Source organism: Pseudomonas qingdaonensis (assembly GCF_018398475.1).
Lineage (GTDB): Bacteria > Pseudomonadota > Gammaproteobacteria > Pseudomonadales > Pseudomonadaceae > Aquipseudomonas > Aquipseudomonas palmensis.
The window spans coordinates 3,082,439-3,095,355 of the sequence record NZ_CP074676.1 but is presented as its reverse complement, the minus strand read 5'-3'; the positions used below and the strand labels follow the sequence as shown (position 1 = coordinate 3,095,355).

Annotated in this window: 13 protein-coding genes; 7 read left to right on the top strand and 6 right to left on the bottom strand. The window is 67.1% G+C overall.

Annotation, left to right across the window (positions count from 1 at the left end; all coding sequences use genetic code 11):
- Positions 1-177 precede the first annotated feature (177 nt).
- On the top strand, positions 178-792 hold the full coding sequence (locus tag KH389_RS14070) for a hypothetical protein (protein ID WP_043861398.1): 615 nt from the start codon (positions 178-180) through the stop codon (positions 790-792).
- On the top strand, positions 785-1,585 hold the full coding sequence (locus KH389_RS14065; protein ID WP_213605687.1) for an aminoglycoside phosphotransferase family protein: 801 nt from the start codon (positions 785-787) through the stop codon (positions 1,583-1,585). The genes KH389_RS14070 and KH389_RS14065 overlap by 8 nt, the downstream gene beginning before the upstream one ends.
- Here KH389_RS14065 and KH389_RS14060 read toward each other — a convergent pair.
- A complete protein-coding gene (locus KH389_RS14060; RefSeq protein ID WP_158255587.1) occupies positions 1,573-1,740 on the bottom strand; it encodes a hypothetical protein in 168 nt (55 codons plus the stop codon). The genes KH389_RS14065 and KH389_RS14060 overlap by 13 nt on opposite strands.
- 726 nt (positions 1,741-2,466) lie before the next feature.
- Complete coding sequence (soxR, locus tag KH389_RS14055) at positions 2,467-2,919, bottom strand: redox-sensitive transcriptional activator SoxR (protein WP_058540094.1); 453 nt, start codon at positions 2,917-2,919, stop codon at positions 2,467-2,469.
- A 155-nt stretch (positions 2,920-3,074) separates the two neighbouring features.
- Here soxR and KH389_RS14050 point away from each other — a divergent pair, with 155 nt between their 5' ends.
- Genes KH389_RS14050 through KH389_RS14035 form a run of 4 tightly spaced genes read left to right on the top strand, consistent with a single transcriptional unit; the run spans position 3,075 to position 9,202 of the window.
- Positions 3,075-4,172: an efflux RND transporter periplasmic adaptor subunit gene (locus KH389_RS14050; RefSeq protein ID WP_210015374.1), complete on the top strand. Its 1,098-nt coding sequence runs from the start codon at positions 3,075-3,077 to the stop codon at positions 4,170-4,172.
- A complete protein-coding gene (locus KH389_RS14045) occupies positions 4,169-7,270 on the top strand; it encodes a MexW/MexI family multidrug efflux RND transporter permease subunit (RefSeq protein WP_043861391.1) in 3,102 nt (1,033 codons plus the stop codon). The genes KH389_RS14050 and KH389_RS14045 overlap by 4 nt, the downstream gene beginning before the upstream one ends.
- Entirely contained in the window at positions 7,267-8,703 is a 1,437-nt protein-coding gene (locus KH389_RS14040) for an efflux transporter outer membrane subunit (RefSeq protein WP_213605686.1), read from the top strand. Before KH389_RS14045 ends, KH389_RS14040 begins: the two co-directional genes overlap by 4 nt.
- Before the next feature lie 13 nt (positions 8,704-8,716).
- Positions 8,717-9,202, top strand: a complete 486-nt coding sequence (locus KH389_RS14035; protein WP_244988634.1) for a DUF2165 family protein — start codon at positions 8,717-8,719, stop codon at positions 9,200-9,202.
- Between the two features lie 48 nt (positions 9,203-9,250).
- Here KH389_RS14035 and KH389_RS14030 read toward each other — a convergent pair whose 3' ends face one another.
- The gene (locus tag KH389_RS14030; RefSeq protein WP_100632821.1) at positions 9,251-9,838 is read right to left on the bottom strand and encodes a TetR/AcrR family transcriptional regulator; all 588 of its coding nucleotides are present in this window, start codon (positions 9,836-9,838) and stop codon (positions 9,251-9,253) included.
- A gap of 137 nt (positions 9,839-9,975) precedes the next feature.
- Here KH389_RS14030 and KH389_RS14025 point away from each other — a divergent pair, with 137 nt between their 5' ends.
- Positions 9,976-11,178, top strand: a complete 1,203-nt coding sequence (locus KH389_RS14025; protein ID WP_213605685.1) for an MFS transporter — start codon at positions 9,976-9,978, stop codon at positions 11,176-11,178.
- A 1-nt stretch (position 11,179) separates the two neighbouring features.
- Here KH389_RS14025 and KH389_RS14020 read toward each other — a convergent pair whose 3' ends face one another.
- The 3 genes from KH389_RS14020 to KH389_RS14010 all read right to left on the bottom strand — a co-directional run bounded on the left by KH389_RS14020 (position 11,180) and on the right by KH389_RS14010 (position 12,853).
- On the bottom strand, positions 11,180-11,704 hold the full coding sequence (locus KH389_RS14020) for a M15 family metallopeptidase (RefSeq protein ID WP_100632820.1): 525 nt from the start codon (positions 11,702-11,704) through the stop codon (positions 11,180-11,182).
- Between the two features lie 97 nt (positions 11,705-11,801).
- The gene (locus KH389_RS14015; protein ID WP_043861384.1) at positions 11,802-12,098 is read right to left on the bottom strand and encodes a hypothetical protein; all 297 of its coding nucleotides are present in this window, start codon (positions 12,096-12,098) and stop codon (positions 11,802-11,804) included.
- 173 nt (positions 12,099-12,271) lie between these two features.
- Complete coding sequence (locus KH389_RS14010; protein WP_100632819.1) at positions 12,272-12,853, bottom strand: hypothetical protein; 582 nt, start codon at positions 12,851-12,853, stop codon at positions 12,272-12,274.
- Positions 12,854-12,917: the final 64 nt, after the last annotated feature.

Here is a 12,917-nt window from a genome sequence, read left to right as displayed (position 1 = left end):
TTCTTGAACGGTGAGCCTTATCAGATCCAATGATTAGGCCTCATGCCTTATCAGTTCTTCTTATCCTGCAGATGGGGTGGTGCACGCACCTGTGTATTGCACACGCTCGGCGGCTTGTATGATGTCGGCCGGTTTTGGGCTTTGCAGCAAGCCCTGTTCAACGGAGTGGCAGTTGCAATGATTGTGGTAGTCGAAGGTATCAGCGCCAGTGGCAAGACCACCTGGTGCACAAGTCACGCCGAGCAACAGTTGATTGCCGAAAACGGGCGTTTTGAGAACGAGCCCGATCGCGCGACAGATCCGCTCGGGGCGGCTGCGTTCTGGGCCGAACGCAACGTCGATCGCTGGCAGGCGGCGCTGGCCATGGAGCAGCGCCGTTCGCGGGCCGTATGCGACAGCGACCCGCTCAAGCTGCATTACATCTGGAGCCTGTGGCAGATCGGCGAGGCCAGTGAGCGCGACTGGCAGGTGGAACTGGACGCCACCCGGCAGACCTTCGCTCAAGGGCGCATCGGCTTTGCCGACGCCTACCTGGTTGCGCGCATCGACCCGCAGCTGGCACGGGAGCGGGCCCGGGCCGACAGCACGCGTCGGCGCAGCAGGTTCGAGCTGCACGTGCGCCTGCAGGAAGCAGTGCTGAACTGGTACGGCGCCATCGAGCAGGTGCTGCCCGGCAGGGTGCAATTCGGTTTGCCCGCGCAGTTGCCCACGTTGCAGCGCCTGGAAGGGCGCTATGCGCTGGAGGCCTTTGACCAGATGATCGCCTCGCTACCCAGGCCACGGCATGTTTGACGACTATCTCAAGCGCTGGCAACTGACTGTCGATGGCGAGCCGTTCGACTCGCTGAACGGCACCCTGCTGCCGGTGCGTCAGCAGGGCAGGCCAGCGATGCTGAAGATTTCGCACGTTGCCGAAGAACAGGCGGGCAGCCTGCTCATGGCGTGGTGGCAGGGCGAGGGGGCAGCGCCGGTACTGGCTCACGACGGCCAAGCCCTTCTTATGGTGCGCGCGCAAGGTACGGATGCACTGACACAGATGGTCAAGGACGGGCACGACGAGCAGGCCACGCGCATCCTTTGCGCGGTTGCCGCCCGCCTGCACGCACCGCGCGCCACGCCCATGCCCGCCCTGGTGCCACTGGAGCAGTGGTTCGAGGGGTTGTGGCACGGGGCCGACAGGCACGGCGGTGTTCTGCTGCACTGCGCCAGCACCGCCCGCGAACTGCTGGCCGCGCCGCGCGATGTGGGGGTACTGCATGGCGACATCCACCACGGCAACGTGCTCGATTTCGGCGCAGCCGGCTGGCTCGCCATCGACCCCAAGGGGCTGTATGGCGAGCGGGGCTTCGATTACGCGAACATTTTCTGCAATCCCGATGGCGAGCAGGCGCTGGCACCGGGGCGCTTCGCGCACCGGGTCGAGATCGTCGCCAAGGCCAGCGGCATGGAACCTCGACGGTTGTTGCAGTGGGTGCTCGCGTGGTCGGGCCTGTCGGTCAGCTGGCTGCTCGAAGACCATCAACCGCCGGGCGGCACCCTTGAGGTGGCGAAACTGGCCGCAGCGGGGCTTGGTTATATGGAGTGACTGCGCTCCATGCGGGTCGATTGATGGAGCGCTGTCGCTCCGTTTGAAACCACAGGCGTGCAGGTGGGCTGCTGCTGGCCGACGATCGTGCGCGATGCATCAGCCAGATCGCGTTTGCAGGTTTTGCTGGCGCTGCGCGCCAGTTCGCGGGGCAAGGCCCGCTCCTACGCCCTCCGGGCAGAAGCCACAGGGCTGTAGGAGCCAGCATTGCTGGCGAACGAGCGCGAAGCGGTCGTAGAACCTGCGTGCGCGGTGCATCAGCCAGATCGCGTTCGCAGGTTTTGCTGGCGCTGCGCGCCAGTTCGCGGGGCAAGGCCCGCTCCTACGCCCTTCGGGCAGAAGCCACAGGGTTGTAGGAGCCAGCATTGCTGGCGAACGAGCGCGAAGCGGTCGCAAAACCTGCGTGCACGGTGCATCAGCCGGTTCGCGGGGCAAGGCCCGCTCCTACGCCCTCCGGGCAGAAGCCCCAGTGCTGTAGGAGCCAGCATTGCTGGCGAACGAGCGCGAAGCGGTCGCAAAACCTGCGTGTGCGGTGCATCAGCCAGATCGCGTTCGCAGGTTTTGCTGGCGCTGCGCGCCAGTTCGCGGGGCAAGGCCCGCTCCTACGCCCTCCGGGCAGAAGCCCCAGTGCTGTAGGAGCCAGCATTGCTGGCGAACGAGCGCGAAGCGGTCGCAAAACCTGCGTGCGCGGTGCATCAGCCAGATCGCGTTCGCAGGTTTTGCTGGCGCTGCGCGCCAGTTCGCGGGGCAAGGCCCGCTCCTACGCCCTTCGGGCAGAAGCCCCAGCGCTGTAGGAGCCAGCATTGCTGGCGAACGAGCGCGAAGCGGTCGCAAAACCTGCGTGCACGATGCATCAGCCAGACCACCCGCAACTCCTGCGCCTACCCCCCGGCAGCCCCTTCCAGAATCCTCGGCCCCGGTCCATCCTGCCCCAGCGCATCCCCCGGGTTGCGCAACGGGCAATCATCCAGCGACAGGCAGCCACAACCGATGCAGTTGTCCAGGCTGTCCCTCAATGCCTCCAGCGTCCGGATGCGCGCATTCAGGTTCTCGCGCCAGGCCGATGACATCTCACCCCACTGCGCCGCCGTCAATTTGCTGTTGGGCGGGTAGCGGCTCATCGCATGCTTGATCTCTTCCAGCGGAATACCGGTGCGCTGCGCTACCTTGATGATCGCGATGCTGCGCAGCACCAACGCCGGAAACCGCCGCTGGTTGCCGGCATTGCGCGTGCTGGCGATCAACCCCTTGGACTCGTAGAAGTGCAAGGTGGAAATCGGCACGCCACTGCGCCTGGCCACCTCGCCGATGGTGAGCGAGCGCGCACCATCCATCGTCTTTTCTGCCGCCACGTGTGTTGACCTCAAGTTAAGTTGAGGTTTTATAGTCCGGCCCGATCTTTCCTGCAACCGCTTTGCCGTGCCGATGCCAGCCGTCGGCACGGGATGCGCTGTGCAGCGAACACACCACACCGATGAGCGGAGCAAAGATGGGCAAGAGGATGCTGTTGGGAGGGGGCGCCGCTGTTGTGTGCGTGCTGGCCGTCGTCATGCTGCTGACCAGAAAGGACTCGGCGGCGCACGCCACTGCGGCGTGGCCGGTGACCAAGGTCGCGCTGGCCACCGTCACCTCGCGCGAGGCGCCCCGCCAGACCTTCGCCGCCGGCGAGCTGGAAGCCGCCCACCAGGTGCAGGTGGCCGCGGAAACCACCGGGCGCATCACGCGCATCGCCTTCGAGTCGGGGCAAAGGGTCAAGGCCGGGCAACTGCTGGTGCAGCTCAACGATGCCCCCGAGCAGGCCGACCGGGTGCGCCTGAGCGCACAGCTGCGCAATGCCCGCACCCTGCATCAGCGCATCGGCAAGCTGCGCACCGCCAATGTCACTACCCAGGAGCAACTCGACAATGCCACCGCCGCCGTGCAGATGGCCGAGGGCGAACTGCAGCAGGTCGATGCACGGATTGCGCAGAAGGCGATCCGGGCCCCCTTTGCCGGCAAGCTGGGCATCCGCCGCGTGCATCAAGGCCAGTACCTGAATGCCGGTGACGCCGTGGCCAGCCTGGTGGACGCCACGCAACTGCGGGTGAACTTCTCGCTGGCCGAGCATGCCGCCCCGGGCTTGCAGGTGGGGCAGACCGCCGCCCTGGCGGTGGATGCACTGCCGCAAAAGACCTTTGCGGCGCGCATCAACGCCATCGACCCGATGGTGGGCAAGGCGCGCGCAGTATGGGTGCAGGCCACCCTGGCCAACCCGGACGGGCAGTTGCAGGCCGGCATGTACGCCAGCGTGCAGCTCGCGGCGGCGCAGCCGACCCGGGTGATGGCCGTGCCGGAAACCGCCATCACCTACACCGCCTACGGCCAGACCGTGTTCATCGCCACCCACGACCCGGAACGCGGCCTGAGCGTGCACCGCGTGCAGGTGACCACCGGCGAGCGCTGGAAGGGCCAGGTGGAAGTCACCTCCGGGCTCAAGGCGGGCGACCGCGTGGTGGTCTCGGGCCAGCTCAAGCTCAGTGACGGCATGCAGGTGGAGCAGGTGGCCAATGACACGCTGCACAACGCCGACGGGGGCGACGCCTCATGAGGTTCACCGACAGTTTTGTGCGTCGCCCGGTGCTGGCCCTGGTGGTCAGCAGCCTGATCGTGCTGGCCGGCCTGTTCGCCCTGGGCAAGCTGCCCATCCGCCAGTATCCGTTACTGGAAACCGCCACCATTACCGTCAGCACCGAATACCCGGGTGCATCGGCCGAACTGATGCAGGGCTTCGTGACCCAGCCGATCACCCAGGCGGTGTCGTCGGTGGAAGGCATCGACTACCTGTCTTCGTCGTCGGTGCAGGGCCGCAGCCTGGTGACCCTGCGCATGGAGCTGAACCGCGACTCGACCCAGGCGCTGAGCGAGACCATGGCCAAGGTCAACCAGGTGCGCTACCGCCTGCCGGACAAGGCCTACGACCCGGTGGTCGAGCTGTCGGCCGGGGATTCCACCGCCGTGGCCTATGTGGGCTTTGCCAGCGACACGCTGTCGATTCCCGAACTCAGCGACTACCTGTCGCGAGTGGTCGAGCCGCAGCTTTCCGGCATCGACGGCGTGGCCAAGATCCAGACCTTCGGTGGCCAGACCCTGGCCATGCGCCTGTGGCTGGACAGCGAACGCATGGCCGGGCGCGGCGTGACCGCCGCCGAGGTGGCCGATGCCGTGCGCAGCAACAACTACCAGGCCACGCCCGGGCAGGTACGCGGCCAGTTCGTGCTGGCCGACATACGCATCGATACCGACCTGACCAGTGTCGAGGCCTTTCGCGACCTGGTGATTCGCAATGACGGCACGGCGCTGGTGCGCCTGCGCGATGTGGGCACGGTCGAACTGGGCGCCGCGGCCACCCAGACCAGCGCCACCATGGATGGCCGCCCGGCGGTGCACCTGGGCCTGTTCCCGACGCCTGCGGGCAACCCGCTGGTGATCGTCGACGGCATTCGCAAGCTGCTGCCGCAGATCCAGCAGACCCTGCCGCCAGGGGTCAACGTGGCGCTGGCCTACGAGACTGCACGCTTTATCGAGGCCTCGATCCAGGAAGTGCTGCACACGCTGGTCGAGGCGATCGTGATCGTGGTGCTGGTGATCTGGTTGTGCCTGGGCTCGTTGCGCAGCGTAGCCATCCCGGTGCTGGCGATCCCGCTGTCGATGCTCGGCGCGGCCGGGCTGATGCTGGCGTTCGGCTTCAGCCTCAACCTGCTGACCCTGCTGGCGATGGTGCTGGCCATCGGGCTGGTGGTGGACGACGCGATCGTGGTGGTGGAGAACGTGCACCGCCATATCGAGGAGGGCCAGACGCCGGTGGCCGCCGCGCTGGTCGGTGCCCGCGAGATCGCCGGGCCGGTGATCGCCATGACCCTCACGTTGGCCGCCGTGTATGCCCCTATCGGCCTGATCGGCGGGCTCACCGGCACGCTGTTTCGCGAGTTCGCCCTGACCCTGGCCGGGGCGGTGATCGTCTCGGGGGTGGTGGCCCTGACCCTGTCGCCGGTGATGAGCTCGCTGCTGCTCAAGCCCGGCCAGCAGGAGGGGCGCATGGCCAGGCTTGCCGAGAAGGTGTTCGGCGGGCTGGCCAGCGCCTACGGGCGGGCACTGGCGCACTCGCTGTCGCGTCGCTGGGTCAGCGGTGGCGTCGCCTTGCTGGTGTGCCTGAGCCTGCCGTGGCTGTACCTGCAGCCGCAACGCGAGCTGGCGCCACCCGAGGACCAGGCCGCCGTGCTCACCGCCATCAAGTCGCCGCAGTACGCCAGCCTCGACTATGCCGAGCGCTTCGCCAGCAAGCTCGACCAGGTGATGCACAGCCTGCCGGAAACCACCGACACCTGGATCATCAACGGCACCGACGGGCCGGCCAGCAGCTTCGGCGGCATCAACCTCAGCCTGTGGCAGGCCCGCGAGCGCTCGGCCGATCAGGTCCAGGCCGACCTGCAGCAGGCCGTGAGCGAAGTGGAGGGCAGCAGCATCTTTGCCTTCCAGGTGGCCTCGCTGCCAGGCTCCAGCGGTGGCCTGCCGGTGCAGATGGTGCTGCGCAGCGCGCAGGACTACCCGGTGCTGTACCAGACCATGGAAACCCTCAAGCAGCGTGCCCGCGACAGCGGCCTGTTCGCGGTGGTGGACAGCGACCTGGACTACAACAACCCGGTGGTCAAGGTGACGGTCGACCGCGCCAAGGCCGCCAGCCTGGGCATCGGCATGCAGGCCCTCGGCGACTCCCTGGCCGTGCTGGTGGGCGAGCAGTACATCAACCGCTTCGCGCTGTATGGCCGCTCGTATGACGTGATCCCGCAGAGCACCCAGGATCAGCGCCTGACGCCCCAGGCGCTAGAGCGCCAGTATGTGCGCAGCGAAGCGGGGCAACTGGTGCCGTTGTCTGCCGTGGTGCGGCTGCAGATGACGGTCGAGCCCAACCGGCTGCTGCAGTTTGACCAGCAGAATGCGAGCACGCTGCAGGCCATCCCGGCACCGGGGGTTTCCCAGGGGCAGGCGGTGGCGTTTCTGCAGCAACTGGCCAGCGAACTGCCGCCGGAGTTCAGCCATGACTGGCAGTCCGAGTCGCGCCAGTACGTGCAGGAAGGCAATGCGCTGGTGCTGGCGTTTCTCGCCGCGATGGTGGTCATCTACCTGGTGCTCGCGGCCCAGTACGAAAGCCTGGTGGACCCGCTGATCATCCTGGTCACCGTGCCGCTGTCGATCTGCGGCGCACTGTTGCCGCTCGCACTGGGCTGGGCCACCCTCAATATCTACACGCAGATCGGGCTGGTGACCCTGATCGGGCTGATCAGCAAGCACGGCATTCTGATGGTGGAGTTCGCCAACGAGATCCAGCTGCGCGAGAACCTCGACCGTGCCGGGGCGATCATCCGCGCCGCGCAGATTCGCCTGCGCCCGGTACTGATGACCACCGCCGCGATGACCTTCGGCGTGATGCCGCTGCTGTTCGCCAGCGGCGCCGGTGCCAACAGCCGTTTCGGCCTGGGTGTGGTCATTGTCTGCGGCATGTTGATAGGCACGCTGTTCACCTTGTTCGTGCTGCCCACGGTGTATGCCTGGCTGGCCCGTGACCATCGCGTGCACAGCCCGCGCAAGCAGCAATTGGAGGAGGCCGAGCAGGGCCTTGCGCTTGGGCACAGGGAGGCAAGGCCATGAAGGGGTTCAGCCGTTATCCGCTGTTGCTGGGCGCCGTGGCGTTGCAGGCCGCCTGCAGCGTCGGGCCGCAATATCACGCCCCCGAGGTGGCGCCCATTCATGTGGTCAGCCCGCAGGCGCAGGCCTTCGCTGCGACGCCGGTGCAGCCGACGTCAGCCTGGTGGACCTTTTTCGACGACCCGCAGCTGGAACGCCTGATCGCAACCGCCCTGGCCCACAACCACGCCATCGAGCAGGCGCGTGCCAGCCTGCTGCTGGCCCGTGCCCATGTGGATGAACAGGCGCTGGAGCGCCTGCCGACGGTGACCAGCAGCGCGAGCTACCAGCGCAGCCTGGCGCAGCAGGCCAGGCAGGGGCAGCCGCCGGCCCGCAGCCTGTCCGAATCGTGGCGGGCGGGGCTGGACCTGCAGTGGGAGCTTGACCTGTTCGGCCGCCTCGATCACCTGGAGCGCGCCGCCCAATCCCGTGCGCAGGCCTCCGCGGCCGACCTGGAACAGGTGCAGTTGAGCATCGCGGCCCAGGTGGCCCAGGCCTACTTCGAGGCCCAGGGGCTACGCCAGCAAGGGCTGCTGGCCGAAGAAGCGGTGCGCAGCTGGCAGGAGACCGTGCAGTTGACCCAGGCGCAGTTGCACGCCGGCGCCGGCCTGCCCGAAGCGCTGGAGAGCGCGCAGAGCAACCTGCTGCTGGCGCAATCGACTGTGGCGCCACTGCGCAGCCAGTTGCAGCGGCGCCTGTACCGGCTGCAGGTGCTCACAGGCCAGCGCCCCGGCAGCTTCGCCATCGCGCTGGGTGACATGCCGCCGATGCCATTGGCGCGCCAGCTGCCACTGGGGGATGTGGATCAGCTGATCCGCAACCGGCCCGATGTGGTCCAGGCCGAACGGCTGCTGGCTGCCCGTGTGCAGGATGTGGGCGCTGCCACTGCCGACCTGTACCCACGTTTGAACCTGGGTGGGTTCATCGGCTTCTTTGCCTTGCGTGACGGCGACCTGGGCAGTGCGGCGCGGGCGTTCGAGCTGACGCCCGGCCTGACCTGGCCAGCGTTCGACCTGGGCTCGGTGCGGGCGCGCCTGCGCGGTACCCAGGCGCTGGCCCAGGGCGAGGCGGCGCACTTCGAACAGGTGCTGCTGGTGGCGGTGGAAGAGGTGGAGGGCGCAGTCACGCAGTTGGCCGAGCACCAGCGCCACCTGCTCGGCCTGGTGCAGGCGGCGCGGCATGGCGAGGCGGCGTTCGCCATCGCCCAGCAGCGCTATGGCGCAGGTTCGGGCAGCTACCTGGCGGTCAAGGACAGCCAGCGCGACCTGTTGCGTCTGCGCCAGGACATCGCGCGGGCACAGGCCGCCTCCTATGGCAACGCCGTGGACCTGTACAAGGCCCTGGCCTGGCGCGCGCCTGCCGGCAGGACGCTTAGCGCAAACACCCTGAACAACTGATGAGGACCGCTTCGTGGATACTGCAACTTCACTGCTGATGTTTCAGATGGTACTGGCCGCAGGGTTCACCCTGTGGTTGAGCATCGCCCTGGTCAACAACCTGCAGGCTTTTACCAGTTCGGCGGCGGCCGTCGGGGGCACGCTGTCGATGGCGCCCCTGCGCCAGGCCCCGGCGATCGACCTGCCCCTGTGCTCGCGGGCCATTCACTCGCCCGCCGTGCACCGGGCGGCATTGATGGTCGTCGTGCTGCTGCAGGCGGGGGCGGTGCTGGCCGCCTGGGCGGGCTGCTACCACCTGCTGCTGGGCAGCGGCCTGGACGCAGCCCGGCCCTGGTTGAACCTGGCGCTTAGCGCAGCCCTTGGCTTTCTTTTCGCCATGCTGCTCGGGGGGCTGTGGTTCGGCTACTGGATACGCCAGGAGGGCCTGCAGCTCACTCACCTGGCGCTGGTGGTGTGGGTGGTGCTTAACTTCATGGTGTTCAACCTGCAGTGGGGCTAGTGCGCCGCTGTCACCCCAATCGGGCCACCCTCGCGTGGCCTTGATGCCCTATGGTTTGGCCAGCAGCCCGCGCAGCAGCAGTTCCAGTGCGCCGGTGCTGCGCGCCAGTCGCGCATCGCCGTCATCACCCTGGGCGATCCACACCGCAGCCTCGGCCAGGCTGCCGTAGACCAGCGAGGCCAGAGCCTGCGGGTCGGCCTCGGCCACCACGCCTTGCTCGATCAACCGTTCCAGCAGTGCCTGGATCGACGCGATGCAATGGCGTTGCGCGTCCGTCGAGGTGCCCCCCAGCACGGCTGGGGCATCGCGCAGCACGATGCGCTGGTAATCCGGCTCCAGCGCCATTTCCAGATACGCCCGGCACCGCTGGCGAAAGCCTTCCCAGGGCGTCTGCGCAGTGTCGGAGAGCGCCTGCAGGCGTGCATCCAGCTCGGCGTCGATCAACGCCACCACGGCCGCCAGCAACCCCTGCTTGTCGCCAAAGTGGTGATACAACGCGCCGCGGGTCAGCCCGGCCTGGGCGGTCAGGTCATCCATCGAGGTATCGGCATAGCCGCGTTCGCTGAACACGCTGCGGGCGGTGGCAAGCAAGGTGGCGCGGGTTTCTTCCATCTCGGCACGGGTGCGGCGAGCCATGGGCGTGTCTCCTTACATACGGTGCGTATGATTATTTACATTCGGTGCGTATGAATATACGCTTTTTATACATACATGCCGTATGTAAGTTGTCGCGCTGCCGTGTCAGCGGCCAATTCACCGCCCTGGAGCATCAGATGGCCAACCCTTATCGAGACCTTTTTGCCGCGCCGGGCGCCCTGGGCTTTGCCCTGGCCGGGCTGCTGGCGCGTACCGCACTGCCAATGACAGGCATCGGCATCATCACCTTGCTGTCGCAATTGCGTGGCAGCTACGCACTGGCCGGGGCAGTGGCGGCGGCCTTCGTGCTGAGCTATGCGCTGTTGTCGCCACAGGTATCGCGCCTGGTGGATCGCCTCGGGCAACGCCGCGTGTTGCCTGCGGCCACCGCCATCAGCCTGCTCGGCCTGCTGCTGGTGCTGGCCAGCACCTGGCAACGGGCTGGCGACTGGGCGCTGTTCATCGGGGCGGTGCTGGCAGGGTGCATGCCGAGCGTGTCGGCGATGGTGCGTGCGCGCTGGACGGCCCTGTACCGTGGCCAGCCGCAGCTGCAAGCGGCGTATTCGCTGGAGACGGTGTTCGATGAGGTCAGCTTCATTGCCGGGCCGCCGCTGTCGGTGGGCCTGGCGGTGGTGGTACTGCCCCAGGCGGGCCTGCTTGCGGCCGCACTGTTGCTGGTGCTGGGTGTGTTTGCCCTGGTCGTCCAGCGCAGTACCGAGCCGCCGATCCAGCCCCGGGAAGCTGCCGGGGATCGTTCGGGCTCGGTGATCCGCCTGGCCAACGTGCGCCTGCTGACCCTGCTGATGGTGGCGATGGGCATGATCGTCGGCACCGTGGATATCGTCAGCGTGGCCTTTGCCGAGCAACGCGGCCAGCCGGCGGCGGCCAGCCTGGTGCTGTCGGCCTATGCCGTGGGGTCGTGCGTGGCGGGGCTGCTGTTCGGTGCGCTCAAGCTGCAGGTGCCCTTGCCGCGCCTGCTGTTGCTGGGTGGGCTGGCAACCGCTGCCACGACCCTGCCGCTGTTGCTGGTCGCCAGCCTGCCGGGCCTGGGTGTGGCGGTGCTGGTGGCGGGGCTGTTCTTTGCGCCGACCCTGATCGTGGCCATGACCCTGGTCGAGCGGCTGGTGCCCGAACATCGTCTGACCGAGGGCATGACCTGGCTGCTGGCCGGCTTGAACATCGGTGTGGCCGTGGGGGCGGCGGTATCGGGGCAGGTGGTGGATGGCAGCGGTGCCCGGGCCGGCTTCGGTGTGGCGCTGGTGGCCGGTGCCCTGGTGCTGCTGGTGGCTGTGTGGGCCCACCGGCGCCTGGTTGCACGGGCGGCGCCGCAGCCCGCCTGAATCAGCTGGCTACATGGCGCCAGTGCCAGGGCTCATACACGTAGCCTGCGCCATTGTCGGGCGGGTACGACAGCTCGAAGCCATAGGTCGCTGCGTTGCGGGTCAACCATCTGAATGCCGGTGTCGCTTCGAATTCGGGCTCCAGGTCGGTGCAGCCGGGGGTGCCTATGTCGACGGCACGCCCGGTGTGATGCTCGCTGAAGAACGGCGGGGCCGAGACCGCAAGGATCTGCTCGATGCTCTGCCCCTTTTCCAGCTTGCGCTGGATGATGCTCTTCTGCCGTTCGACGCTTCTGAAGGCCGACACCAGGTAAAGCGCCACGCCCTCGGCACCGGCAGCCGCTTTCAACTGGCGCCAGGCCTGAGCGGCCACGGCGATCAGTTCGTGCTTTCGGTTGTCCTGGCCGGTCTCGGCCCACTGCAGCAGGCTGGCTTCGACGAACTCCTGCAGATGGCGCTCGATCACCGCGTTCAACGGTATGCCGAGCTGTTCGAGCATCTGCAATGCGGCGGGGGAGTAGGGCATGGGGCTGACCTGTGCAGTGGGTATCAATCCAGCCTAGCAGTGAAGACGTGGTGCGATGGGGCGTCGTCCGTTCAAACAGGTTCGCCTTGCCGATGCGTTACTGGCCCTTGCACTGGGCCAGTACCACCTGGCAGGTCCTGGGCGTGCCACCGGAGCGGCTGGCGTAGCGCATGCAATTGTCCATGGATTTCTTGCGGGCCTGGCCCAGGGTCGAGCCCCAGGCCAGGCCGCCTTCGCCAGCGCTGGGCACCGCCTTTGCGTAGCAGTTGGAACCCTGGGCGGCATAACGATTGGCGGCCGTCTTGCCGGCGCAGCCGCCGGTCAGCAGCAGGGCGAATGCAAGCAGGCAGGGCAGGCCCCATGACAAGCGGCCAGGCACTGTTTTTGCGTTCATCCCGGTTCCCCTGTGCAACGGTCAAGCGACGTGAAAAAGGGGGGTGTTCCAATGGAATACCCGTGGCTGGCGCGGCTGCCATCGGGTGGTGGGCGGTGCGTTCCTGGCCGGAGAAATCCGGCCGGGAACGGCGCGCCAGAGCCGTTCGAGTCAGTCGACTCGGCGAGCATACCTCACGGGCGCGAGGTTTTCACGGTCAGCACTTCGGTGTACACCACGTCGACCGTCTGGCCGACCTTGAGGTTCTTCATGCGCGCCTGCAGTTCGGGGTCCTCGACCTTCACCACCTTCACCTTGCCCTGGGGCGGCAGCAGGGTCACTTCATGGGCGTCGAGGTCGATGGCGGTGATCTTGGAGGTGACGCGCACCTGGCGGAAAGCTTCGCCGCCCGGGTTGGGGTTGTCCTTGGTGGCGCGCACGGTGCCGGCCTCGTCGGTGACCTTCGGCGCGCCGCCCTCACTGGTGTTGAGCACATAGGCCACGGCACGGGTCACCGTGATGTCGACCTTGTCGCCCACCTTCAGGTTGTGCAGGTCCTTTGCCTGGTCGCTTAGCTGGATAGGCACCTGGCTGTTGTTCGGGCCTTCGATCGTGACCCGGTAGTTGCCCGGGTCCACGGCCAGCACCTGGGTGCTGATGTGGTCTTGCAGTGCTTCGCTGCCCAGCGGCAGTTCGGCGGCGTGGGCCGCAAAGCTGGCAGTGGTCATGAGTGAGGCGAGGGCAACGGCGTGGGCGAGGGAGCGAATCGATTTCATAAGCCTGCATTCCATGTAATGGCTGAATGAGCGGAACAACGCATGACGCAACGTGCGTGGATCA